At 71.7% G+C, this 23,729-nt stretch carries 25 protein-coding genes; 14 read left to right on the top strand and 11 right to left on the bottom strand.

Features of this window, described 5'->3' with window-relative positions:
- The first annotated feature begins 72 nt into the window (after window positions 1-72).
- On the top strand, window positions 73-981 hold the full coding sequence (locus AB0I49_RS30010) for a sterol desaturase family protein (RefSeq protein ID WP_363230261.1): 909 nt from the start codon (window positions 73-75) through the stop codon (window positions 979-981).
- Window positions 978-1,733 (top strand): lysoplasmalogenase, encoded by a 756-nt coding sequence (locus AB0I49_RS30005; RefSeq protein ID WP_363230260.1) that lies wholly within the window; start codon window positions 978-980, stop codon window positions 1,731-1,733. Before AB0I49_RS30010 ends, AB0I49_RS30005 begins: the two co-directional genes overlap by 4 nt.
- Here AB0I49_RS30005 and AB0I49_RS30000 read toward each other — a convergent pair.
- Window positions 1,705-3,228 carry a S8 family serine peptidase gene (locus AB0I49_RS30000; RefSeq protein ID WP_363230259.1) on the bottom strand — a complete coding sequence of 508 codons (1,524 nt, stop codon included), beginning with the start codon at window positions 3,226-3,228 and terminating at the stop codon, window positions 1,705-1,707. The two genes, AB0I49_RS30005 and AB0I49_RS30000, sit on opposite strands and share 29 nt — an antisense overlap.
- A 670-nt stretch (window positions 3,229-3,898) precedes the next feature.
- Here AB0I49_RS30000 and AB0I49_RS29995 point away from each other — a divergent pair.
- From AB0I49_RS29995 to moaA, 3 genes are all read left to right on the top strand, one after another.
- Window positions 3,899-4,192 carry a DUF485 domain-containing protein gene (locus AB0I49_RS29995; RefSeq protein ID WP_363230338.1) on the top strand — a complete coding sequence of 98 codons (294 nt, stop codon included), beginning with the start codon at window positions 3,899-3,901 and terminating at the stop codon, window positions 4,190-4,192.
- On the top strand, window positions 4,189-5,811 hold the full coding sequence (locus AB0I49_RS29990) for a cation acetate symporter (protein WP_363230258.1): 1,623 nt from the start codon (window positions 4,189-4,191) through the stop codon (window positions 5,809-5,811). The genes AB0I49_RS29995 and AB0I49_RS29990 overlap by 4 nt, the downstream gene beginning before the upstream one ends.
- Window positions 5,812-6,003: 192 nt before the next feature.
- Window positions 6,004-6,993, top strand: a complete 990-nt coding sequence (moaA, locus tag AB0I49_RS29985; RefSeq protein WP_363230257.1) for a GTP 3',8-cyclase MoaA — start codon at window positions 6,004-6,006, stop codon at window positions 6,991-6,993.
- A 103-nt stretch (window positions 6,994-7,096) separates the two neighbouring features.
- Here the strand turns inward: moaA and AB0I49_RS29980 are convergent, their stop codons facing one another.
- Both AB0I49_RS29980 and AB0I49_RS29975 read right to left on the bottom strand, forming a co-directional pair.
- On the bottom strand, window positions 7,097-7,363 hold the full coding sequence (locus AB0I49_RS29980) for a hypothetical protein (RefSeq protein ID WP_363230256.1): 267 nt from the start codon (window positions 7,361-7,363) through the stop codon (window positions 7,097-7,099).
- A 179-nt stretch (window positions 7,364-7,542) separates the two neighbouring features.
- Window positions 7,543-7,917: a DUF3099 domain-containing protein gene (locus AB0I49_RS29975; protein WP_363230337.1), complete on the bottom strand. Its 375-nt coding sequence runs from the start codon at window positions 7,915-7,917 to the stop codon at window positions 7,543-7,545.
- Window positions 7,918-8,127: 210 nt separating this feature from the next.
- Here AB0I49_RS29975 and AB0I49_RS29970 point away from each other — a divergent pair, with 210 nt between their 5' ends.
- Complete coding sequence (locus tag AB0I49_RS29970) at window positions 8,128-8,403, top strand: GlsB/YeaQ/YmgE family stress response membrane protein (RefSeq protein WP_363230255.1); 276 nt, start codon at window positions 8,128-8,130, stop codon at window positions 8,401-8,403.
- 126 nt (window positions 8,404-8,529) lie between these two features.
- Here the strand turns inward: AB0I49_RS29970 and tyrS are convergent, their stop codons facing one another.
- The 3 genes from tyrS to AB0I49_RS29955 form a co-directional block, all read right to left on the bottom strand.
- The gene (tyrS, locus tag AB0I49_RS29965) at window positions 8,530-9,954 is read right to left on the bottom strand and encodes a tyrosine--tRNA ligase (protein ID WP_363230254.1); all 1,425 of its coding nucleotides are present in this window, start codon (window positions 9,952-9,954) and stop codon (window positions 8,530-8,532) included.
- Window positions 9,955-10,110: 156 nt separating this feature from the next.
- Window positions 10,111-11,520 (bottom strand): metallopeptidase TldD-related protein, encoded by a 1,410-nt coding sequence (locus AB0I49_RS29960; RefSeq protein ID WP_363230253.1) that lies wholly within the window; start codon window positions 11,518-11,520, stop codon window positions 10,111-10,113.
- A gap of 79 nt (window positions 11,521-11,599) precedes the next feature.
- On the bottom strand, window positions 11,600-13,141 hold the full coding sequence (locus AB0I49_RS29955; protein ID WP_363230252.1) for a TldD/PmbA family protein: 1,542 nt from the start codon (window positions 13,139-13,141) through the stop codon (window positions 11,600-11,602).
- A 348-nt stretch (window positions 13,142-13,489) separates the two neighbouring features.
- Between AB0I49_RS29955 and AB0I49_RS29950 the strand changes: the two genes are divergently transcribed.
- Both AB0I49_RS29950 and AB0I49_RS29945 read left to right on the top strand, forming a co-directional pair.
- Complete coding sequence (locus tag AB0I49_RS29950; RefSeq protein WP_363230251.1) at window positions 13,490-14,443, top strand: AraC family transcriptional regulator ligand-binding domain-containing protein; 954 nt, start codon at window positions 13,490-13,492, stop codon at window positions 14,441-14,443.
- Between the two features lie 65 nt (window positions 14,444-14,508).
- Window positions 14,509-15,672 (top strand): alpha/beta fold hydrolase, encoded by a 1,164-nt coding sequence (locus AB0I49_RS29945; RefSeq protein ID WP_363230250.1) that lies wholly within the window; start codon window positions 14,509-14,511, stop codon window positions 15,670-15,672.
- Here the strand turns inward: AB0I49_RS29945 and AB0I49_RS29940 are convergent.
- The 3 genes from AB0I49_RS29940 to AB0I49_RS29930 all read right to left on the bottom strand — a co-directional run bounded on the left by AB0I49_RS29940 (window position 15,656) and on the right by AB0I49_RS29930 (window position 16,759).
- Window positions 15,656-15,847: a Scr1 family TA system antitoxin-like transcriptional regulator gene (locus AB0I49_RS29940; RefSeq protein WP_363230249.1), complete on the bottom strand. Its 192-nt coding sequence runs from the start codon at window positions 15,845-15,847 to the stop codon at window positions 15,656-15,658. The genes AB0I49_RS29945 and AB0I49_RS29940 overlap by 17 nt on opposite strands.
- Before the next feature lie 109 nt (window positions 15,848-15,956).
- Window positions 15,957-16,457, bottom strand: a complete 501-nt coding sequence (locus AB0I49_RS29935) for a hypothetical protein (protein ID WP_363230248.1) — start codon at window positions 16,455-16,457, stop codon at window positions 15,957-15,959.
- Entirely contained in the window at window positions 16,454-16,759 is a 306-nt protein-coding gene (locus tag AB0I49_RS29930) for a hypothetical protein (protein ID WP_363230247.1), read from the bottom strand. Before AB0I49_RS29930 ends, AB0I49_RS29935 begins: the two co-directional genes overlap by 4 nt.
- Before the next feature lie 256 nt (window positions 16,760-17,015).
- On the opposite strand from AB0I49_RS29930, the gene fabG reads away from it, so the two are divergent.
- Both fabG and fabI read left to right on the top strand, forming a co-directional pair.
- Window positions 17,016-17,720 carry a 3-oxoacyl-[acyl-carrier-protein] reductase gene (gene fabG / locus AB0I49_RS29925; RefSeq protein WP_363230246.1) on the top strand — a complete coding sequence of 235 codons (705 nt, stop codon included), beginning with the start codon at window positions 17,016-17,018 and terminating at the stop codon, window positions 17,718-17,720.
- 5 nt (window positions 17,721-17,725) lie between these two features.
- The gene (gene fabI, locus AB0I49_RS29920; RefSeq protein WP_363230244.1) at window positions 17,726-18,496 is read left to right on the top strand and encodes an enoyl-ACP reductase FabI; all 771 of its coding nucleotides are present in this window, start codon (window positions 17,726-17,728) and stop codon (window positions 18,494-18,496) included.
- Window positions 18,497-18,590: 94 nt separating this feature from the next.
- Here fabI and AB0I49_RS29915 read toward each other — a convergent pair whose 3' ends face one another.
- On the bottom strand, window positions 18,591-19,274 hold the full coding sequence (locus AB0I49_RS29915; RefSeq protein WP_363230243.1) for an FCD domain-containing protein: 684 nt from the start codon (window positions 19,272-19,274) through the stop codon (window positions 18,591-18,593).
- 257 nt (window positions 19,275-19,531) lie between these two features.
- Here AB0I49_RS29915 and AB0I49_RS29910 point away from each other — a divergent pair, with 257 nt between their 5' ends.
- From AB0I49_RS29910 to AB0I49_RS29895, 4 genes are all read left to right on the top strand, one after another.
- Window positions 19,532-20,770, top strand: coding sequence for an MFS transporter (locus AB0I49_RS29910; RefSeq protein WP_363230336.1), 1,239 nt, complete (start codon window positions 19,532-19,534; stop codon window positions 20,768-20,770).
- Window positions 20,771-20,902: 132 nt separating this feature from the next.
- Window positions 20,903-21,019 carry an SGM_5486 family transporter-associated protein gene (locus AB0I49_RS29905; RefSeq protein WP_363230242.1) on the top strand — a complete coding sequence of 39 codons (117 nt, stop codon included), beginning with the start codon at window positions 20,903-20,905 and terminating at the stop codon, window positions 21,017-21,019.
- Window positions 21,020-21,220: 201 nt separating this feature from the next.
- The gene (locus AB0I49_RS29900) at window positions 21,221-21,430 is read left to right on the top strand and encodes a hypothetical protein (RefSeq protein WP_363230241.1); all 210 of its coding nucleotides are present in this window, start codon (window positions 21,221-21,223) and stop codon (window positions 21,428-21,430) included.
- Window positions 21,431-21,718: 288 nt separating this feature from the next.
- Window positions 21,719-22,270: a histidine phosphatase family protein gene (locus AB0I49_RS29895; RefSeq protein ID WP_363230240.1), complete on the top strand. Its 552-nt coding sequence runs from the start codon at window positions 21,719-21,721 to the stop codon at window positions 22,268-22,270.
- A gap of 85 nt (window positions 22,271-22,355) precedes the next feature.
- On the opposite strand, the gene serB is transcribed toward AB0I49_RS29895, so the two are convergent.
- Complete coding sequence (serB, locus tag AB0I49_RS29890; protein WP_363230239.1) at window positions 22,356-23,606, bottom strand: phosphoserine phosphatase SerB; 1,251 nt, start codon at window positions 23,604-23,606, stop codon at window positions 22,356-22,358.
- Window positions 23,607-23,729 lie beyond the last annotated feature (123 nt).

Genomic DNA, 23,729 nt, shown 5'->3' with positions numbered 1-23,729 from the left:
CGGTAACCCCATCTCATACCGATCGGTAACAACCCCTAGCGGCACCCCCTCCCGCCCGCCTATGGTGCCGCCATGCCCCATCTCCCCGATGTCGTGATGTGGTCCATACCCGCCTTCGTCCTGCTCACCGTCCTTGAGATGGCGAGCTACCGATGGCACCCCGCCGAGGAGAGCGGGGCCGCGGGGTATGAGGCCAAGGACGCCGCCACGAGTATCGGGATGGGCGTGGGCAGCCTCGTCTTCGACGCGCTCTGGAAGATCCCGATCGTGGCGGTCTACACCGCGGTCTACGAACTCACGCCGCTGCGCGTCCCCGTCCTGTGGTGGACGCTGCCGCTGATGCTGCTCGCGCAGGACTTCTTCTACTACTGGTCGCACCGGGGCCACCACGTCATCCGCGTCTTGTGGGCCTGCCATGTGGTCCACCACTCCAGTGAGAAGTTCAACCTGACGACCGCGCTGCGGCAGCCGTGGACGACGCTGACCGTGTGGCCGTTCTACGTGCCGATGATCGCGGTGGGCGTGCACCCGGCGGCGGTCGCGTTCTGCTCGTCGGCCAATCTCGTCTACCAGTTCTGGGTGCATACGGAGCGGGTCGGCAGGCTGCCGCGGCCGTTCGAGTACGTGCTGAACACGCCGTCCCACCACCGGGTGCACCACGCCTCGCAAGGCGGCTACCTCGACCGCAACTTCGGCGGCATCCTGATCATCTGGGACCGGATGTTCGGCTCCTTCGTGCCGGAGACGGAGCGGCCGGTCTACGGGCTCACCAAGAACATCCGCACGTTCAACCCGCTGCGCGTCGCCACCCATGAGTACGTCGCCATCGCGCGCGACGTACGGGCGGCCACCAGCTGGCGCGAACGGGCCGGGCGGATCTTCCGGGGGCCGGGGTGGCAGCCCGTACGGACGGCGGCCGGGGACGCGACCCCGGCCCGCACCGCGCCCGCCTCCGCCACCGCCCCCGAACGCGTCGCATGAACCACCGGCAGCGGGCCCTGGCCGTACGCGCCACCGGCGCCCTCTTCGCCGCCCTCGGCGCCGCCCACCTCATCGCCCTCGCCGCGCACCTCGACGGCGTGCACCACCTCACCAAACCCGCCCTGATGCCCGCCCTCGCCCTGCACGCCGCCGCCCGCGGCGCGCCCCGGCCGCTGCTCGCCGCGCTGCTGTTCGGCTGCGGCGGCGACACGCTGCTGCAACTCGACGACCAGGCCGCCTTCCTCGCCGGCATGGGGTCCTTCGCCGCCGGGCACGTCTGCTACCTCGTCCTTTTCGCCCGGCACGCGACAGCGATCGGCCGCCCGCGTACGTCCGTACTCGCGGCCGCCTACGGCATCGCCTGGCTCGGCACCGTCGCCCTCCTGTGGCCCGGCCTCGAAGCCGGGCTGCGCCTCCCGGTGGCCGGGTACGCGCTGCTGCTGACCGCCATGGCGCTCGGCGCGACGCGCGTCGGGGCGCGGACGGCGGCGGGCGGGCTGCTGTTCCTGCTGTCGGACACGCTCATCGCGAGCGGCCTCGCCGACTGGCCGCAGCCGCCCGCGCCCCAGCTCTGCATCATGGTCACCTACCTGGCGGCGCAGTACCTCCTCACGGACGGACTGCTGCGGGCGGCGGCCGAGTCCCAGGGGCCCGCCCCGACACGTACGTGGGGCCGGGCGCGTACCGCCCGGCCCCACGACTCGCTCACTCACACGGCGGAGGTCAGTCCTGGACCGCCTTCAGGGCGTTGACGATGCCGAAGCCGTAGAAGCTGTTGACGTGCTTGGTGCCGGTGCAGGCCGCGTCGGCCGGCGCGGTCGGGCAACCGGGGTTGTCCGCCTGGGCCTTGAGCAGCCACTGGATCTCCTGCGGGCTCGCGTCCGGGTGCGCGCTCTTGAGGAGCGCCGCCACGCCCGCGACATGCGGGCCCGCCATCGAGGTGCCCTGGAGGTAGCCGTAGTCGCCGCCGGGCAGGGTGGACAGGATGCGGCCGTCCTTGGCGGGCAGCTCCGGCACCTGCCGGACGTCGCCGCCGGGGGCCGCGACGTCGATCTGGTTGAGGCCGTAGTTGGAGTAGTACGACTTCAGGGACTTGACGCCGGTCGCGGCGACCGTGACGACGCCCGGCACCTGGGCGGGCACGTCCAGGCACTTCGACGGGTCTATGTCGCGGGACGCCGGGGTGCTGTCATTGGGGCTGGAGGCGTCGTTGATCTTCTTGGCCGCCAGGTCGAAGTTGGAGTTGCCGGCGGAGGCGACGTTGACCGCGCCCTTGCGGGTGGCGAACTTCGCGGCCCGGCCGACGGCGTCGGCTATGGCCTTCTGGTCGGGGTCGTCCGCGCAGTTGAACATCCACGGGTCGACGTAATAGCTGTTGTTCGTCACCTGCACGTGGTGTTCGGCGGCGAAGACGAACGCGCACACCACGCTCTCGGCGTAGAAGAAGCTGCCCTCGGCCTGGCTGACCTTGATGGAGGAGACCTTCACGTTGGGCGCGACGCCGGTGACGCCGACGCCGTTGCGCGGGGCGGCGATCTCGCCGGCCACGTGGGTGCCGTGGTAGTCCTCGTCCGGGTTGAACGGCCGCCAGGAGCCCGGGCTGGTGTCGGCCTTGCCGGTGACGCAGCTCGCCGACTGGCTCCGCGAGAAGTTCGCCTTGAGGTCGGGGTGGGTGTCGTCCACGCCGGTGTCGATGACGGCGACCGTCACCTTCCGGGACCCCGGATTGACCTCGGCGGCCTTGTCGGCCTTGATGGCGGCGATGTCCCACTGGAGCCCCTCCAGGGGCTCCTTGCCCGTGGCCAGCGAACGCGCCTCGCTCCGCGCGGTGGCCTTCGGGACCTTGATCTTCTCGGGCTTGCCGACGTCCGTGGTGGCCGCGGACGTGATCGGCGCGGTCCGGGTGGCGCCGGCGCTCTGCACGCCCGGCACCGTACGGACGGTCTTCGCGAAGTCGGGGTTCTTCGAATGGGCGACGATCACGCCGATCTGCTGGTAGGCGGTCACGACGCTGCCGCCGGCCCGGCCGATCGCCTTCTTCACCTTCGCCACCGTGGCGTGGTCGGCGGTGGTGTTGACCACGTACGACAGCAGGGGCCCGTCGGCGGCTACGGGCGCCTTGGCCGGGAGCGCGTCCTGCGGGGCGGCCGAGGCCGCGCCGGGCAGCAGGCCGACGGAGGCGACGAGCGCCAGTCCGGCCGGCACCGCCAGCAGGGCGCGCCGGCGTCTGGATCGCAGATGAGCCATGGGTTCTCCACATCATCCGGGTACCGCACGCGCACATGCCGCGCACGGACGGGTACATGACGAGTGAAGCTAGCGCCGATCATGGCCGTCGAGCAATGATTTCCCCAAGAAAGTCCGGTACGGGCCTCGATCGGGCCTCTTGCGAGGTCCGCCCCGCAACCTCTTGCGACGTCCGCGCCCTCAGGGCTCCTGACGCCCCTTCAAGGCGGTGGTGCCGGACCTCTCAGGGCTCCTGACGCCTCCTCAAGGCGGCGGCGCCGGACCCCGCAGCGTGTCGATGCTCAGCGGCGGCAGCGGCGGCCGGGGCCCGTACCAGCGGCCGTCCGCCGCCGGCGAGGCCCGCCGCGCCGACCGTACAGCCCTGACCGGGGCCGCCAGGCCGACCATCCCGTACGGGCGCCGCTTCGGGCCGGAACCGGGGCGTCCGGGCGGGGGCGGGGGCTGGGGATTGTTCACATCTGGACAACGAAGCCGCGTGCGGGCGGTGTCGCCCCCGTAGGTGGTTCTTGTCGACTTCAACCACAACCCCCTGTCGAATGGCGTCGCGCCCCTCTACGATGCGTGATCCGGATCACATGTCATGGCTCACGCACCGCTGCCGCTTGTCAGGAGAGAGACCGTGGACTCCGCACCACACACCGCCGAAGGGCAGGGCGGGCCGGATCGTTTCATGGACGTCCAGTCCAGTGAAGAATTCGCCGAACTGCGGCGCTCCCACCGCTCGTTCGCCTTCCCGCTCACCGTCGCGTTCATCGCCTGGTACCTGCTGTACGTGCTGCTGTCCAACTACGCGGGCGGCTTCATGGGCACCAAGGTCGTCGGGAACGTCAACATCGCCTTCGTCTTCGGACTGGCCCAGTTCCTGACCACGTTCCTCATCGCGTGGTGGTACTCCCGGCACGCGGCCGCCCGCATCGACCCGAAGGCCGAAGCCATCAAAGAGCGCCTGGAGGGCGACGCGTGACCACCAGCCAGCAGCTCGCCGCCGCGGCCGCCAGCGAGCACCGCACCCTGATCATCACGCTCTTCTCCGTCTTCGTCGCCATCACCCTGGGCATCACGGTGTGGGCCGGCCGGCAGACCAAGGACGCCACCGACTTCTACGCCGGCGGCCGCTCCTTCACCGGCTTCCAGAACGGCCTGGCCATCTCCGGCGACTACATGTCCGCCGCCTCGTTCCTCGGCATCGCCGGCGCCATCGCGCTCTTCGGCTACGACGGGTTCCTCTACTCCATCGGCTTCCTCGTCGCCTGGCTCGTCGCGCTCCTGCTGGTGGCCGAACCGCTGCGCAACTCCGGCCGGTTCACCATGGCCGACGTGCTCGCGTACCGCCTCAAGCAGCGGCCCGTACGCACCGCCGCCGGCACCTCCACCATCGTCGTCTCGATCTTCTACCTGCTGGCCCAGATGGTCGGCGCGGGCGCCCTGGTCGCGCTGCTGCTCGGCGCGACGGGCGAGGGGGCGCGACGCTGGATCATCGCCCTCGTCGGCATCGTCATGGTGCTGTACGTGACCATCGGCGGCATGAAGGGCACCACCTGGGTGCAGATCGTCAAGGCGGTCATGCTCATCGCGGGCACCCTGCTGGTCACGATCCTGGTGCTCAACAAGTTCGGCTGGAACGTCTCCACGCTGCTCGGCGAGGCGGCGAAGGAGAGCGGCAAGGGCAAGGCGTTCCTCGAACCCGGCCTCCAGTACGGCAAGGACGGCACGTCCAAACTCAACTTCATCTCGCTCGGCATCGCACTCGTCCTCGGCACGGCCGGACTGCCCCACATCCTCATCCGCTTCTACACGGTGCCCACCGCCAAGGCCGCCCGTAAGTCCGTCAACTGGGCCATCGGCATCATCGGCGCGTTCTACCTGATGACCATCGCGCTCGGCTTCGGCGCCGCGGCCCTCGTCGGCTCCAAGGCGATCATCGCCTCCAACGAGGCGGGCAACACCGCGGCCCCGCTGCTCGCCCAGGAGGTCGGCGGCGGCGCCGACTCGACCGGCGGCGCGATCCTGCTCGCCGTCATCTCCGCGGTCGCCTTCGCCACCATCCTCGCCGTGGTCGCGGGCCTGACCCTCGCCTCGTCCGCGTCCTTCGCGCACGACCTGTGGGCCAACGTCATCCGCAAGGGCCGCACCAGCGAGCGCGAGGAGGTCCTCACCGCCAAGTTCGCGGCCGTCGTCATCGGCGCGATCTCCATCGTGCTCGGCATCTTCGCCCACCGGCTCAACGCCGCGGCGCTGGTGGCCCTCGCCTTCGCGGTCGCCGCCTCCGCCAATCTGCCGACCATCCTCTACAGCCTCTTCTGGAAGCGCTTCACCACCCAGGGCGCGGTCTGGTCGATCTACGGCGGGCTCGCCTCCTCGGTCGCGCTGGTGATCTTCTCGCCGGTGCTCTCCGGCAACGACAAGGCGCTCTTCCCCGGCATGGCCTTCGACTACTTCCCGCTCGCCAACCCCGGCCTGGTCTCCATCCCGCTGGGCTTCCTGCTCGGCTGGCTCGGCTCGCTGCTCTCCAAGGAGCGGCCGGACGCCCGCAAATACGCCGAACTGGAGGTCCGCTCGCTCACCGGTTACGGCGCCCACTAGCCCGTACGCCGCCCGTACCGCTGGGCAACGATCACCACCCGGCCGCACGGCCGGCGGCGGCCCCTCGTCGCGCAGGGTCACCAAGCGCTCACGCCCGTTCATTTCGGGCGAGTGCTGAGTGTCCGACCCATCGCGTACGCTGCGGATTATTGGCTGTATCCATGGTTCATTTCCGCAGGAGGGGCCGCCACCATGCTCATCGACACCTTTGGTCGCGTCGCCACCGACCTCCGCGTCTCCCTGACCGACCGCTGCAACCTGCGCTGTACGTACTGCATGCCGGAAGAGGGACTGCAGTGGCTCGCCAAGCCCGATCTGCTCACCGATGACGAGATCGTCCGCCTGATCCGCATAGCCGTCACGGAGCTGGGCATCACGGACGTCCGCTTCACGGGCGGCGAACCGCTGCTGCGTCCCGGCCTCGTCTCCATCGTCGACCGCGTCGCCGCCCTCGAACCGCGCCCCAAGATGTCGCTGACCACCAACGGCATCGGCCTCCAGCGCACCGCGCGGGCCCTCGCCGACGCCGGCCTGGACCGCGTCAACGTCTCCCTGGACACGTTGCGGCCCGACGTCTTCCAGACCATGACGCGGCGCAAGCGCCACGGCGACGTGCTGGACGGCCTCGCGGCCGCCCGTGACGCGGGGCTCACCCCCGTCAAGGTCAACTCCGTGCTGATGCCCGGCCTCAACGACGACGAGGCCCCCGACCTGCTCGCCTGGGCCGTCGAGAACGACTACGAACTCCGCTTCATCGAGCAGATGCCCCTCGACGCGCAGCACGGCTGGAAGCGCGACGGCATGATCACCGCCGGGGACATCCTCGCGTCGCTGCGCACCCGCTTCGACCTCACCCCCGAGGGCGACGACGCGCGCGGCTCCGCGCCCGCCGAGCGGTGGGTCGTCGACGGCGGCCCGGCCCGCGTGGGCGTCATCGCGTCCGTCACCCGCCCGTTCTGCGCCGCCTGCGACCGCACCCGGCTCACGGCCGACGGCCAGATCCGTACGTGCCTGTTCGCCCAGGAGGAGTCGGACCTGCGCGGCGCGCTGCGCTCCGGCGAGCCCGACGAGGAGATCGCCCGCCGCTGGAAGCTCGCGATGTGGGGGAAGAAGGCCGGTTCCGGGCTGGACGACCCGTCCTTCCTCCAGCCTCAGCGCCCGATGTCGGCCATCGGCGGCTGATGCCGGTCGACGGGCGGCTGGTGTCGGCTCTCGGCGCCCGATGTCGGTCGACGGCGGCCGGTGCCGGCTCTCGGCGGCCGGCGCCGGTCGGCAGCGGCTGGTGTCAGCCGCGGCCGGCCCCCGCCTCCCAGTCGGCGAGCGTCACCACGTCCTTGAGCATCGACCGGACGCCGAGGAACTGGGAGAGGTGCTCGCGGTGTTCATCGCACGCGAGCCACGTCTTGCGGCGCTCGGGGGTGTGGATCTTCGGGTTGTTCCACGCCAGCACCCACACGGCGGCGGCACGGCACCCCTTGGCCGAGCAGATCGGCGCTTCGGCGTGCGGTGACGCGGTGTTCGGGGCTTCGTCGTTCCGTGGTTCGTCGTTCACGGCAACCAGTGTGCACATGGCGACGCCGGGCAGCCACGGGGGGAGCCGCCCGGCGTCGGTCCGTCGCTCCGACGGGGGATGCGGAGCGCATACGAAGTATGTCACGGGCGAGCCGGGGCGGTGCACCGGAACCACATGATTGATCTGAGCTTTTCTTGAGCTTTGTGCCGCGCTGAAGGTCAGCCCTGGGCGGCCGAACCCTCGCTCCGCTCACCGGCCTTGGCTTCCGGGACCGGTTCCGCGCCGGGCTCCGGCGCACCCGCCGCCAGCATCGGTCGGGTCGGCGCGGGCACGAAGGTGCCCGGCAGCGAAGGAGCGTTCTCCCGGCCCGCGTTGGCGATGACCACCGCGATATAAGGCAGCGCGGCGCCCAGAACCAGTGTCGCGATGGCCACATACCGCTCGACGTCCCACAACACGACGGTCGCGATGACGGCCAGAGTCCGCACCGACATGGAGATGATGTACCGCCGCTGCCGGCCGCGCACATCCTCCGTCAGCCCTTGCCGGGCGCCGGTGATCCGGAAGGTCTCGGCACTGCTCTGCTTCCGCATCACGTTCCACCACCTGATCGCAGCGCCGGCTCTCCCCGTCCGGGACGTAGCCAACGTTACGCCGAGCCACGTCGGGGTTCGAGACCGGGGCGCGTCCTGCGACGCCGTCCCCTGTCATGCCTACCTCGTACGACCCGGTCCGACATGCGCCGTACGGGTATTGGACGGAGACTGGGCTGGCACGCCACATCGCGCCGCATAGGAGGCGACATGAGCTGGTTGTGGGCCATCATCGTCGGTTTGGTGCTCGGTCTGATCGCCAAGGCGATCCTGCCGGGCAAGCAGCAGATCCCGCTCTGGCTGACGGCTGTGTTCGGCATCCTCGGCAGCGTCCTGGGCAACTGGGCGGCCACCGGGCTCGGCGTCAACGACACCCGCGGCATCGACTGGACGAGACACCTGCTGCAACTCGCGGGCGCGGTCGTGATCGTCGCCGTGGGCGACCGGCTGTGGGCCGCGGTACGGGGCGGCAAGCAGCGCACGTGAACGGGCGGGCGCGAGGTATGAGGGAGCGGCCGGGAAACCACCTGACGGGTGGTTTCCCGGCCGCGTCGCGCCTTATAGCCGGCTTCTAGCCGACCGAGCAGGTGCGTGGTAGGGCGCGCCGCGCCGTCAGGCCCCCTGGACGCCCTGGAGCTGCGCGAGCTTGCGTCCGGCCTTCAGGTACACGCCGCCCTCGGCGTCGAGCCCGGCCTTCGCCAGCACCTCGGCGACGACCTCGGCGAGCGGCCGGATGGCCTCCGCCTCGGCCAGCACGATCGACTCCTGTCCGTCCCCGGTCTCCACGACCAGCCGCAGCCCGTTCTGCTTGGCGACCCGGCGGGCCGCCGACGCGCTGGGCTGGAACTCCAGGACCGCGGCGAGCACGGCCGTCGCGGGCTTCTCGCCGTGCTCGGCCAGGTCCACCACGGGCAGCGTGCCGACGTCCACGAAGCTCTTCTTCGAGAACTGCGCCGTGAACCCGGCGCGCGCCGCCATCGCCGCCTCCACCCCGTACAGGGCGGCCACGACCTCGCCGGCCAGGACCTTCTTCAGGTCCATCGGGTGCAGCGTCCGCGCCTCCAGCCGCGCGCCCACCGCGTCGATCTCCGCGTCGGTCCACTCGGTCCAGGCCCGCAGGTACGGGACCATCAGCCGGTCCGGAATCGACATGATCTTGCCGAAGACGTCGTCGGCGGGGGCGGTCAGGGCGACCGCGTTCCCCTTGGACTTGCTCATCTTCGCGCCGGTGCCGTCGGTGCCCTCGATCAGCGGCATGGTGGCGATCATCTGCGGCCGCTGACCGTAGATCTCCATCACCTTGCGGCCCATCTGCATGTTGAGCAGCTGGTCGACGCCGCCCAGCTCGATGTCGCAGTCGAGCTCCGCGGAGTCGATGGCCATCGCGATCGGGTAGATCAGCTCCGACATGGTCAGCCCCGAGCCGGCCGCCAGCCGGTTGCGGAAGTCGTCGCGCTGGAGCAGCTGCGAGGCCGGGACCTGCGCGAGGATGCCGATGAGCTTCGGCAGCGCGATCCCCGCCAGCCACTCGCTGTTGAACCGCACCGCGACCTTGTCGAAGTCGAAGAACGGCCGGACCTGGTCCTGGTACGTGGACAGGTGCCGGGCGATGTCCTCGTCGGTCAGCGGCGGGCGCTCCGCGGACCGCCCCGACGGGTCGCCGATCTTGGCCGTGATGTCGCCGATCAGCAGCGTGACGTCATGGCCCATCCGCTGGAAGCGGCTCAGCACGATCATGGGCACGGTGTGGCCCAGATGCACATCGGCCCCGGTGGGGTCGATGCCGAGCTTGACCTTCAGGCCGCGGCCCGCGGCCCGTACGGACTCGATCTCCGCGGCCAGCTTCTCCGCCGACGGCAGTACGTTCACGGCCCGCCCGGCGATCAGCTCCGCCTGCTCCGCGGCGGAGAGGTCCGTCAGGTCGAGATAGCGCCGCGAACCCGTCTCGGTGAGCAGCCGCTCGACCGTGGTGTCGGAGGAGAGGTCCTGCGCGAGGAGCTCGCTGGCGCGGGCGACGGATTCGCCGAGGCGTGTCATGGCGTTCCTGATGATCGGTGTACGGGTGGGATGGTCGGGACCAGTCTATTCGGCGGCTCGTATGGCCGGGCCGCGGCTCGTGCCCCCAGGCTGCGGCTCGTACGGCCGGGCCGCGGCTCGTACGTGCAGGCCGCGGCTCACACCACCGACAGCGGCTCACACCCCCTGGCTGACGGAGCTCATGTTGAAGTCCGGGACCCGCAGCGCGGGCATCGCGGCGCGGGTGAACCAGTCGCCCCACTCGCGCGGCAGCGTGCGCTCGGTGCGGCCCGCCTCGGCGGCGCGGGAGAGCAGCCCCACGGGCGACTCGTTGAAGCGGAAGTTGTTCACCTCGCCGACGACCTCGCCGCGCTCCACCAGATAGACGCCGTCGCGGGTCAGCCCGGTCAGCAGCAGCGTGGCCGGATCGACCTCGCGGATGTACCACAGGCTCGTCAGCAGCAGCCCGCGCTCCGTCCCCGCGATCATCTCCTCCAGCGAACGGGAGCCGCCGCCGTCGAGGATCAGATTGTCGACGGCCGGGGCGACGGGCTGCCCCGTGAGCTCGGCGCTGTGGCGGGTGGCCTGCAGCCGGTTCAGCACGCCGTCGCGGATCCAGTCGGTGCGGGCCAGCGGCAGCCCGTTGTCGAAGACCGACGAGTCGTCCTCCGAGGCGTGCGCGATCACGAACGGCGCGGCCTCCAGGCCCGGCTCCGCCGGGTCGCTGCGCAGCGTGAGCGGCAGCTCGGACAGCCGCTCGCCGACGCGGGTGGCGCCGCCGGGCCGGGCGAAGACCGTACGGCCCTCCGCCGCGTCCCGCGCGCTCGCCGCCCGCCACTGCTGGTAGATCAGCAGGTCCGCCACGGCCGTCGGCGGCAGCAGCGTCTCGTACCGCCCGGCCGGCAGCTCGGTCCGCCGCTCGGCCCAGGCGAGCCGCCGGGCGAGGTCGGCGTCGAGCGCCGCCGGGTCGATGTCCTTGAAGTCCCGTGTGGCCCGCCCCGCCCAGGCGGACCGCGCCGGACCGCCGTCCCGCCCGGCGGCCTTCGCGTTCAGCTCCAGGGTGCCGGTGGGCTGGTCGTGGCGGAGCCGCAGCCCGGTGGAGGCGCCGAGGTAGCTGGAGACCACCTCGTGGTTGGCGAACCCGTACAGCGCCCGGCCGGCCGCGCGGGCCCGCGCGAAGGACTCGCCGAGCGCCGGGGCGAAGTCCGCGAAGACCTCGGGGGAGGTGACGGCGGGCGCGTCGGCGAAGTCGGGGGAGTGCGGTACGCCCGCCACCAGCGGCCGGGCGTCCTCGGCGGGCCCGGCGGTCCGCGCGGCCTCCTCGGCGGCCCGTACCAGCGGCTCCAGCTCTTCCGTCGTGACGGCGGAGCGCGAGACGACGCCGCAGGCGGTGCCCTGCGCCCCGTCGACCGTCGCGACGACGGTCAGCCCACGGCCGCGGGTGACGCCGTTGGTCGTCAGGGCGTTGCCGGCCCAGCGGAGGTTGGCGGTGGAGCGCTCCTCGGCGATGACGACGCAGCCGTCCGCGCGGGACAGCTCCAGGGTCCGTTCGACGATCTCGTGGGGCTTGCTGCTGCGCGGGCTCATCGGCCGGCCTCCTGGGCGGGGTGGTGACGGTGCTGCTGTCCGAGGGCTGCGGGGCGTACGGCTTGCGGTCGACGCCGGTTCATCGGCCGGCCTCCCGCGCGGTGTTGAGGATGTTGACGCCCTCGAAGAGCGCCGAGGGGCAGCCGTGCGAGACCGCCGCGATCTGGCCGGGCTGCGCCTTGCCGCAGTTGAAGGCCCCGCCCAGCACGTACGTCTGGGGGCCGCCGACCGCCGCCATCGAGCCCCAGAACTCGGGCGTCGATGCCTGGTAGGCGACATCGCGCAGCTGCCCGGCGAGCCGCCCGTGCTCGATGCGGAAGAAGCGCTGCCCGGTGAACTGGAAGTTGTAGCGCTGCATATCGATGGACCACGACCGGTCGCCCACCACATAGATGCCGCGCTCGACGCCCGAGATCAGCTCCTGTGTGGACGGCCCGTCCGGCGCGGGCCGCAGCGAGACGTTCGCCATCCGCTGTACGGGCACATGGCCGGGCGAGTCCGCGTACGCGCACCCGTTGGACCGCTCGAAGCCGGTCAGCTTCGCGATCCGCCGGTCGAGCTGGTAGCCGACGAGCGTGCCGTCCTTGACCAGGTCCCAGGACTGGCCGGCCACGCCCTCGTCGTCATAGCCGATGGTGGCCAGCCCGTGCTCGACCGTGCGGTCGCCGGTCACATTCATGATCTCGGAGCCGTACTTGAGCTTGCCCAGCTGGTCGAAGGTGGCGAAGGACGTCCCCGCGTACGCCGACTCGTAGCCCAGCGCCCGGTCCAGCTCGGTGGCGTGGCCGATCGACTCGTGGATCGTCAGCCACAGATTGGACGGGTCCACCACCAGGTCGTACGCGCCGGGCTCGACGCTCGGGGCGCGCATCTTCTCCGCCAGCAGCTCCGGGATGCGCGCCAGCTCCGCGTCCCAGTCGTAACGCCCGTCCGTCAGGTACTCCCAGCCGCGCCCCACCGGCGGCGCGATCGTCCGCATCGAGTCGAACTCGCCGCTGGCCGGGTCCACCGCCACCGCCGTGAGCTCCGGGTGCAGCCGGACCCGCTGCTGGGTCGTCACGGTGCCGGCCGTATCGGCATAGAACTTGTTCTCGTGAACGGTCATCAGCACCGCGTCCGCGTGCGCCACCCCGTCCGCGCGCAGCAGCCGGGCGCTCCAGTCGGCCAGCAGGTCCGTCTTCTCGGCGTCCGGCACGGTGAACGGATCGATCTCGTACGAGGAGACCCAGGTCCGCTCCGCGTGCACCGGCTCCGCCGCCAGCTCCACCCGCTCGTCGGAACCGGCCGCCGCGATCACCCGCGCCGACAGCTTCGCCATCGCCACGGCCTGCGCGGCCACGCGCGCCGCCGCGTCCATGGTCAGATCCACCCCGGACGCGAACCCCCACGTCCCGCCGTGCACCACGCGCACCGCGTACCCCAGATCCGTGGTGTCCGAGGCCCCCGTCGGCCGGGCGTCCCGCAGCCGCCACGACGCGCTGCGCACCCGCTCGAAACGGAAGTCGGCGTGATCGGCCCCCAGCGCCCGCGCGCGGGCCAGCGCCGCGTCGGCCAGCGGTCGCAGCGGCAACGCGAGAAACGACGCGTCGATGTCGATGGAGTGTGGCGAAGCAGCAGGCACGGCATCCTCCGGTAGTGGTTCCTGCGCATCATGCCGCTCGGGTGCCCTGTTGCCCAGCGCCTTTATCGTTTACCGGCCTTGGCGCGCGGCGGTGGCCGAGCTCTCGCCGGGACCGATCGCACGGCGTGTAGCGTCGGAAGAATGCGCGGCGGCAAAGCCTTCGTGACAATCGCGGCCGCACAAAGGCCTGACCACGATGGCCCGACAAAGCGGTGAGGGGCACGCCAATCATGCGATGAGGTGAAAGGCACAGTGAGTGATCCGACGGACTCTCCCCGTGGCAGCGGGCCGCTTTCACCGAGCTTGGGCACCATTTCGGTAGCCGGGCCCCGAGCCCTCCTGGACCTGTTGTCCAGAACGGGAGTCGACAGCCGCCGACTGGCCCGCGCAACCGGTCTCGACACGGACCGGCTCACCGACCCGGCCGGCTGGGTGGAGGGCCGGCTCGGCATGGATCTGCTGGACCGCGCCGCCGACACGGTGGGCGACCCCCTGTTCGGCGCGCGCTTCGGCCGTGATCACCAGCCCGGCAGGCAGGGCCTGTTCGACTACCTGTTCCTCACGGCGGACTCACTCAAGGCAGCCTTCGACACGGCGATCCGGTACATCTCGGTAGTCGCCACCGGCGGTGCGTACGGGTGGGCCGAAGGCGCCGGCGGGGCCGTCGTCGAACGGATGCTGCCGGGCGGCCCCCGTTTCCCGCACGCGGAGTCGTACGCGCTGAGCTGGCATCTGACCATGGCCCGGCACGCCACCGGCCGCCCGATCCGCCCCGCCCACATCGGCCTCGTGCAGCCGGCCCCGGCCCCGAAACGGCGCCACGCGCTCGCCGAGATCCTGGGGGCGGACGACGTCGACTTCGGGTGCCCGGCGACCACGATCACGCTGACGCGCCGGGACCTCGACCTGCCGCTGCTCGGAGCCGACCCCCTGCTCGCCGCGATGCTCCGCCGGCACGCGGACGGGCGCCGGCTGCCCGCGGAGTCCTGGCCCGACCGGGTACGTGCCTTCCTGGCCGACGGTTTCGCCGACCGCCCGGTCACGCTCGACACCGCCGCCCGGCACCTGGCGGTAAGCCCCCGCATGATGCAGCAGCACCTGCGCGAAGCCGGAACCAGCTGGCGGGCCGAGGTCGAGGCGGCTCGCGACAGCCGGGCGGTCGATCTGCTGCGCAACAGCCCGCTGCCGGTCAGGGCCATCGCGACCCGGCTCGGCTATTCCGATGACCGGGCGTTCCGCCGCGCTTTCCACCGGCGGCACGATTGCGGTCCCGATGCCTATCGGCGCGGCACGACCGCGTGAACGGTCCCCGAGCCCGCGGATTCGGTCCTCCCGCCACCGCTCGTACCGCTTTTAGCGTGGCGTGCATGAGCAATGAGCCGATTCAGCGCAGCAGCGCCGCGATTCACTACCGTTTCGACGACCGCGACATGGATTACGTGTTCCAGATGTCCGTGGCCGCCGCCAAGACCGGTGGCCCGGACGCGGGCGAGCTGTACGCCATCGCCTCCCGGATCGAGGACGGCGATACGAAGAGCTGGGTGAAGGAATTCGAAGCCTACGGCGACGCGCAGCGTGCCCTGGCCGCGGACTGGGAGGCGCGAGGGCGGCGGCGCAGCGCCGGCGAGGTCCTGATGAAGGCGTACTACGCCTACCGGCAGGCATGGCAGTTCGCCGCCGCGGACGCTGCCGTGTTCGAGGCCCTCATCGGTAAGTTCGAGAGCGCGTTCGCCGACGCCACGAGGCTGATGGAACTGCCCCTGACGTACCTGGAAGTGCCCTTCGGGTCCGCGTCGCTCCCCGGACTGCGCCTGGACGCCGGCCCCGGGGCCCCGACGCTGCTGCTGCACGGCGGCCTCGACACCTGCCGGGAGGACGTGTTCCACCTCATCGGACTGAACGCGTGGCGGCGCGGCTACACCGCGGTGATGGTGGACCTGCCCGGCCAGGGCACCACCCCGCTGCGCGGTCTGCACCTGATGAGCGAGGCGGAACGGCCCATCGGAGCGGTCGTCGACCACCTCGTCGCCGCCTACGGCACGGACCCCGCGCGGCTGGCCCTCCTGGGCATGAGCGCCGGCGGCTACATGGTCAGCCGCGCCGTGATGACCGAACGCCCCGTCGCCGCCTGCGTCGCCAGCACCCCGCTCTACGACGGCGGCAGCATGCTTCCCGTCGAGGCGCTCGAAGCCATGGCCGCCGCCGGTGGCGCGGTACACGCCGGCTTCCTCATGTACCTGTGGCGCTCCGGCCTGACCACGGCGGCAGAACTGGCCGAACTCTTCGCCACCTTCCGGGCCGACCCGTCCGGGGTCGACTGCGCCTTCCTGTCCATCGCGGGCAGCGGCGAAGGGCCCGGCTTCATCGACCAGACCCGCCGCTGGCACGACGGCCTCCCCGTCGCGGACAAGACACTGCTCGAACTCGACGCGTCCACCGGCGCGGACGCGCACTGCCAGGCCAACAACCCCACGCGCCTGGCCCAGGAAGTCTGCGACTGGCTGGACGGTGTCTTCAGCCGACGCGGCTGACCACCGGGCGCTGTTCGCGCCACAGCGTTCGACATTCACTCATGGGGCCCGGGAAGCCCACCAGGCTGAAACTGCCCGCGTTGCCGAGGTGAGGGGTCGCGTCCAACGGCATGACCTGCAGGGTCACGTTGGGCATTTCGGAAACGTCGAGCAGCCGCCGCAACTGTTCCCGCATGGTCGTCGGCCCCCAGTTCCTCGGCGGCCGTATCGAGGGTCAGACCAGCGGAGTTCCGGTACCGTCTGAAAGCTTCGCCGAGCCGTCGGCGGCGGACAGTGGGCCGGGGCTATCGCAGGACCCGCTTGCCTGCGATGAATCCGGCGATGTCCGGTGTGGCGAGTACACGGACGCTGTCGTCCGTGGGGCCGGTGAGGGCGTCGCGGTACGCCGTGATGTCGTGGGGGTCCGAGGTGACGATGACCGCGGCGGGGTGTCGGGCGGCGATGACCACGAGGAGCGCGTCGACGGCGTCGGGCCGCTTCTCCTGGGGGATCGACGCCGTGGCCAGCAGGTGTCCGGCGCGTTTCGCGTCGTCCTCCGTGTGGCCTGCCTGGCAGGCGCCGCACGCGGGGAGTGCCGCGGTGCGGGTGCCGAAGACGACGCACTGCGGCACCGCGCGGGTCAGCGGAGTCCACCGCCCGGGGCGCCACGCCTGTGCCAGGACGGGGAGCGGTACGACGGGAGGGTGCCCTTCCTCGGTCAGGACCGTGTGCAGGAGGTGGGCGGACTTCTCCCGGCGGTCCAGGGCGATGAGCATCCCCGCGTCGTAGACGAAGACCGAGTTCACGCCGCGTTCCGGGCCTCGGCCGCCAGGGCTTCGGCGATCCCGGCCCGGGCCGCCGTCAGCTCGTCGTCGTCGAAATCGATCTCCGGACCGGTGTCCTCGGGGGCCGGCAGGGCCTCCGTGGCGCTGACCGCGGCATCCGTTGCCGCAAAGCGGCGGGCGACGACCGCGTCGTCCGCCATCTGACGCAGTACGGCAGCGGTGACGTACGAGGACACGTCGAGCCCCATGGCGTCGGCGTGCTCCTTCACCGACGCACGGACGGCCGGGTCCATGCTGATGCTGAAGCGTTCCCTGGTAGCCATACGAAGGACCGTAGCACGCCGTGTTACGCGATGGTCGGCGTCCGGCCGGGCGCATCGGGAGCCGTGGAATGATCACGGCTCGCCGCAGCCGCGCCGCCGCCCACCCACCCAGGGCTATTCGGGTCCACGTCACCGGCGGCTTCTGTAGGGACCCGACAGGGACCGCCACTCGCCCCTGTCGAAGCTCGATTCTCTTTTCGGCGACGCGGACCTATACGTTCGGTGTATCCAGCACCACCTACGAAAGGGTGATCCGTTGAGCCGCTCGGTTCTCGTCACCGGAGGCAACCGGGGCATCGGCCTCGCCATCGCCCGGTCCTTCGCCGACGCAGGCGACAAGGTCGCCATCACCTACCGCTCCGGTGAGCCGCCGGCCGGGTTCCTGGCCGTGAAGTGCGACATCACGGACCCCGAGCAGGTCGAGCAGGCGTACAAGGAGATCGAGGAGAAGCAGGGCGCGGTCGAGGTGCTGGTGGCGAACGCCGGCGTCACCCGCGACCAGCTGCTGCTGCGGATGTCCGAGGACGACTTCGCGTCGGTCGTCGAGACCAACCTCACCGGCACCTTCCGGGTCGTCAAGCGCGCCTCGAAGGCCATGCTGCGCGCCCGCAAGGGCCGCGTCGTGCTCATCTCCTCAGTCGTCGGGCTGATGGGCTCCGCCGGGCAGGCGAACTACGCCGCCTCCAAGGCCGGGCTCGTCGGCTTCGCCCGCTCCCTCGCCCGTGAGCTGGGCTCCCGGAACATCACCGTCAACGTCGTCGCCCCCGGCTTCGTCGACACCGACATGACGCGCGTACTCACCGACGAGCAGCGCAAGGGCATCGTCGGGCAGGTCCCGCTGGGCCGCTACGCCGATCCGGCCGAGGTCGCCTCCTCGGTCCGCTTCCTCGCCTCGGACGAGGCCGCATACATCACTGGAGCCGTCATTCCTGTCGACGGCGGATTGGGCATGGGTCACTGATCAGCATGAGCGGAATCCTCGCAGGCAAGCGCATTCTGGTGACGGGCGTCCTCACGGAGTCCTCGATCGCCTTCCAGGCCGCCAAGGTCGCCCAGAACGAGGGCGCCGAGGTGATCCTCACGGGCTTCGGCCGGCTCTCCCTCGTCGAGCGCATCGCCAAGCGGCTGCCCAAGCCGGCCCCGGTCATCGAGCTGGATGTCACCAACCAGGAGCACCTCGACGGGCTGGCCGACAAGGTCCGCGAGCTCCAGGGCGACGGCGCGGGCCTGGACGGCATCGTGCACTCCATCGCCTTCGGCCCGCAGGGCGCCTTCAACTTCCTGGAGGCGAGCTGGGAGGACGTCTCGACCGCCGTGCACGTCTCGGCGTACTCGCTGAAGTCCCTGACCATGGCCTGCCTGCCGCTCATGGAGCACGGCGGCTCGGTCGTCGGCCTCACCTTCGACGCGCAGTTCGCCTGGCCGAAGTACGACTGGATGGGCGTCGCCAAGGCGGCCCTGGAGTCCACCAACCGCTACCTCGCGCGGGACCTGGGCGCCAAGAACGTCCGCTGCAACCTGGTCTCGGCCGGCCCCATCAAGTCGATGGCCGCCAAGTCCATCCCCGGCTTCGAGGAGCTCGCGGACGTCTGGAACCACCGCGCGCCCATCGGCTGGGACCTCACCGACCCGGAGCCCGCCGGCCGCGGCGTCGTCGGCCTGCTCTCCGACTTCTTCCCGCGCACCACGGGCGAGATCGTCCACGTGGACGGCGGCGTGCACATGATGGGGGCCTGAGTCCTCACGGCCGTACGTACGCGACGACGCCCCGGAACCCGCAGCGCGCGGGGGCCGGGGCGTCGCCCGTTCGGTCCGGCGGGCCGCGCGGCCGTCAGCTGCGGGTGCAGCGCGCCGGACGGCAGTCGAAGTTGTGCGCCGCCGCCTCGGTCTCCGCCTTCTCGCTGTCGCCTTCGCGGATCGCGGCGACCAGCCGGGAGTGGTCCATCCACGCCTCCGGCCGCAGTTCCGTGCCGAGGCCCGCGCGCAGGAAGCCGCGCACCACCCCGCCGAGGTCCGCGTACACCTCGCTCATGACCTCGTTGTGGGCGGCGGCCACCACGGCCGCGTGCAAGGTCGCGTCCGCCTCCACGAACAGCTCCGCGTCCCCCGACTCCCACGCCCGTTCGCGCCGGTCGAGCAGCGTCTCCAGCTGCCGCAGGTCCGCGTCGGTGCGCCGCAGGGCGGCCAGCGCGGCGGCCCGCGTCTCCAGCGCGCCGCGCAACTCCGCGACCTGCTCCGGATCGGAGTCCGCGAACCGGCGGAGCATCACCCCGGCCAGCTCGCTGGTGGCGACGACGTACGTGCCCGAGCCCTGCCGGATGTCCAGCAGGCCGTTGTGCGCGAGCGCGCGCACCGCCTCCCGGACGGTGTTGCGGGCCACGCCGAGCTGTTCGACCAGTTCGGGCTCGGTCGGGATGCGGGAGCCGACGGGCCACTCGCCGGAGGTGATCTGGGTCCGGAGCTCGGCGATCACCTGGTCGACGAGGGCGGAGCGCCGGGGAGAGGTCAGTGGCATGAGACTCGGCTCCTGAACGTGAACGGTGGAGGTGATCCACCTCATCATGGAAAGCTGGACAGCTAATCATCCCATGATTCTATGATGGGCCAATGGCAGACGAAGAGGTTATGACGAGCAATCCCGGCGGAGCGGACCGCGCCCACGAGACTCACGAGTCCCCTGGGGTACCGAGGGCGCCCGAGATACCCGAGGCGCCTGAGATGCCCAACCTTTCCGAGATGCCCAAGGCTTCCGAGACGCGCAAGGGGCCCGAGATGCCCGAGGCGCCGGACCCCCGCGGCGCCGGTGCGCGATGGCTGCGCCCGCTGGTGCTCGCCGGCCTCGTCCTCGCCGCCCTCAACCTCCGCCCCGCCGTCACCAGCCTCGGCCCCCTCCTCAAGGAGGTGCGCACGGGCCTCGGCATGAGCGGCGCCGTCGCCGGACTCCTCACCTCGGTGCCCGCCCTGTGCTTCGCGGTCTTCGGCTTCGCCGCGCCCCGGCTCGCGCGCCGCTGGGGCCCCGGCGCGGTCGTCTGCGCGGGCATGGCCGCCATCGCCGCGGGCCTGATCCTGCGGCCGTTCGCCGGCGGCACGGCGGTCTTCCTGGCCGCGAGCGCCCTCGCCCTGGCGGGCATAGCCGTCTCCAACATCCTGATGCCGGTGATCGTCAAGCGCTACTTCCCCGACCGGGTCGGCTCGACGACGGGCGTCTACTCCATGGCCATGGCCCTGGGCACCGCGGCGGCCGCCGCCGCGACCGTGCCCATGACCCACGCGCTGGGCGGCAGTTGGCGCGTCGGGCTCGGCGCGTGGGCCGTGCTCGCCGCACTCGCAGTGGTGCCCTGGGCGGTCGTCGCCCGCGACCGTACGCACCCCGACGCCCGCACCGGCCGTACGCACCACGGCGCGCCGAACGCCGCGCCGGACGAGTCCCGCGCCCCCATAACCCGCTCCGCCACCGCCTGGGCGATGGCCGTCTTCTTCGGCCTCCAGGCCACCGGCGCGTACATCACCATGGGCTGGATGCCGCAGATCTTCCGCGACGCGGGGATGTCCGCCTCCACCTCGGGAGTGCTGCTGGCCGTGGTCATGCTGGTGAGCGTGCCGCTCTCCTTCGTACTGCCGCGGGTGGCCTCCCGGCTGCGCAGCCAGAGCCCCCTCGTCGTGCTCCTCGGCGTCTTCGGCCTCACCGGCTACGCCGGGCTCTACCTCGCTCCGGCCGGGGGCGCCTGGGCGTGGGCGCTGCTGATCGGCGTCGCCAACTCCGCCTTCCCGCTGGCCCTGACGATGATCGGGATGCGGGCGCGGAGCAGCGCCGGCGTCATCCGCCTCTCCGCCTTCGCCCAGAGCACCGGCTACCTGATCGCCATCCCCGGCCCGCTGCTCGTCGGCGTGCTCTACCAGCACAGCGGCGGCTGGGGGCAGCCGATCGCGCTGATGGCGGCCCTCCTGGTGCCGCAGGTCTTCGCCGGGATACTGGCGGGCCGCGACCGCGTCATCGAGGACGAGGTCTGAGGGGCGGGGCGTACGGGCCGGAGGGCGGGCCGACGGGCGGGGTGAAGGGCGGGGTGAAGGGCGGGCGGGGCAGGTCCGCGTCAGGGCCGGGCCCCTCGGCGCGACCGCCGGGCGGGGTGCGAGACTTGCTCCATGCCCGTGCTCGATGAGAACCCCAAAAACGGCCAGAAGACCCTGCTGACCATCCTCGGCGTGATGCTCGTCATCACCGTCGTCATCGGGATCGTCGCCTCCCTCGCGGCCCCCTGACCGTCCCGATGATTGCCCTCTGACCGACCCGCCGGCCCCCGCCGCCGCCCCCGAGGGTGGGGTTAGCCCCACCACCCTTAGGGGTGCTGGGTCAGGGGGAAGTGGGTGGGTCACCGGATGGGACGGGCGATCCGCGCTCCCTAGGTTTGATGTACACCGCGAACCGGCGGTGCCCGTTCGAACCGCTCGGAGGCGATCCCGGTGTCCGCCGACACGCACCTGCACGTCACTGCTCCCCGTACCGCGCAGACGCGGCTGCCCTGGTGGGCCCTGGTGCTGCCCGCGGCGGCCTTCGTCGTCCTGTTCGTCCTGATGGTCTCGCCGGCCGCCGCGGACTCGGTGAGCGCCGACTCGGCCTCGCACGCGCTGGAAGTGCTCCGGAACGTGCTCGGCGGCCTGCTGTCGTCCTGACCGCACGGGCCGCCGGGCGCGGGCCGGGCGGGAGCGTACGGGCTGCTGGGCGCTTCGGGCCGGAGCGTACGGACTGCTGGGCGCGGGTCGGGCTGGCGCGTACGGGCCGCCGGGCGCCGGGCGGGACCGCAGCGTACGGGCCGCTGGGCGCCGGGACGGAACGCGGCGTACGTACGTACTCGGGCGGTCCGGCGACGGCCGGCGCGGCCGGGGGCGCGCCGTCCCCCGTGGTGAACAAGGCTTTCAACACCCCGCGCCTCACGGACGGTTTCATGCGAAGCTGGACGTATGAGCGCCGCCGCATCTTCCCGGGGTACGACCCCCCAAGCCACGGAATCCCGCAAGATCGTCATTCTCCGGCACGCCAAGGCCGACTGGCCCGACGTGGACGACCACGACCGTCCGCTCGCGGAGCGCGGCCGCAAGGACGCTCCGATCGCCGGACGCCGCCTCGCCGACGCGGGCATCGTCCCCGACCTGGCCCTCTGCTCGACCGCGGCCCGTACCCGCGAGACGTGGAAGCTCGCGGTCCACGAGCTGCCGCAGCGCCCGAAGACCGTCTATGAGGACCGGCTGTACGAGGCCAGCCTCGGCGAACTGATCGCCGTACTCAACGAGACCGCCGACGACGTGCGCGACCTGCTGCTCGTCGGCCACAACCCCGGAATGCACGCCCTGGCCGACGCCCTCGCGGGCGAGTCCGAGGGCGACCTGCTGCCCCGTATGAACCGCTCCGGCTTCCCGACCGCCTCCATCGCGGTGATCGCCTTCGAGGGCTCCTGGAAGGGCGTCGAGCACGGCGTCGGCCGCCTGGTCGAATTCTGGGCCCCGCACGAGTAGCCGCCCGTCGGCTCGTCAGCGCACCGAGCCCCGGAGCCGATGGCTCCGGGGCTCTGGCGTCGGTATGGGCGGAACTTGGCGGAACCTACTCGTGGGTGTCGGCCGCCTCGACCTCTTCGCGGGTGATGCCCAGCAGGTACAGAACCGTGTCGAGGAAGGGCACGTTCACGGCGGTGTGCGCGGCCTCGCGGACCACCGGCTTCGCGTTGAACGCGACGCCGAGGCCGGCGGCGTTGAGCATGTCCAGGTCGTTCGCGCCGTCCCCGACCGCCACGGTCTGATCGAGCGGAACCTTCGCCTCCGCGGCGAACCGGCGCAGCAGCCGGGCCTTGCCGGCCCGGTCCACGATCTCCCCGGTGACACGGCCGGTCAGCTTGCCGTCCACCACCTCCAGGGTGTTGGCGGAGGCGAAGTCCAGCCCCAGCCGCTCCTGGAGGTCGTCGGTGACCTGGGTGAAGCCGCCGGAGACGACGCCGACCTGGTAGCCGAGGCGCTTGAGGGTGCGGATGAGCGTACGGGCGCCGGGCGTGAGCCGGACCTCCGCGCGCACCTTGTCCACCACGGACTCGTCCAGCCCCGCCAGCAGCGCGACCCGCGCGTGCAGCGACTGCGCGAAGTCCAGTTCGCCGCGCATCGCCTGGGCGGTCACCTCGGCGACCTCGGCCTCGCAGCCCGCGTGCGCCGCGAACAGCTCGATGACCTCGTCCTGGATCAGGGTCGAGTCCACATCCATGACGACGAGCCGCTGCGCGCGCCGCTGGAGGCCGGACGCCACGACGGCCACGTCCACGCCGAGCCGCGCCGCCTCGGTGGCGAGCGCGGTCCGCAGGACGGCGGTCTCCGCGCCCGAGACCGCGAACTCCACGGCCGTGACGGGGTACTTGGCGAGCCGGAAGATACGGTCGATGTTGCCGCCGGTGCCGGTGATACGGGCGGCGGTGGCCGCCGTCGACTCGGCGGTCAGCGGGTGGCCCAGCACGGTGACATGCGAACGGCCGGTGCCGCGGGGCCGGTTGTCGCCCCGGCCCGAGATGATCTCGGCCTGGAGGTGCAGCGACTCGGCCCAGCTGTGCACGGTGGCCCGCAGCTCGCCCTCGGTGGCGCCGCTGCCGACGGGGGCGGTGATCAGTGCGCAGAGCACGATCCGGCCTCGGGTGACGACCTGCTCGATGTCTATGACATCCACCGACCAGGCGGCCAGGGTGTCGAAGAGCCCGGCGGTGATGCCGGGCCGGTCCTTGCCGAAGATCTTGACGAGGAGGGTGGGGGAGTCGTCCCCGGCGAGGCCGGAGACGGCGGGGACGCCGGAGACGGGCGGAGTCTGCGATGCGCTCATGGTGCTCATACGGTATCGGGCGCCACGCGGAAACCGCACAGGTGTCCCGGGTGCTGGGATGCCGGGCGCTGCCGCGGACCGCGGGCGCGGAGCGCGCGGCCGGGCCCCGCCGAGCCGCTGCCC

The sequence above is a fragment of the Streptomyces sp. NPDC050617 genome (genome assembly GCF_040654795.1).
In the GTDB taxonomy this organism is placed as follows: domain Bacteria; phylum Actinomycetota; class Actinomycetes; order Streptomycetales; family Streptomycetaceae; genus Streptomyces.
Note: the sequence above shows the minus strand (reverse complement) of the source record. Positions and strands in the feature narration are given on the sequence as shown.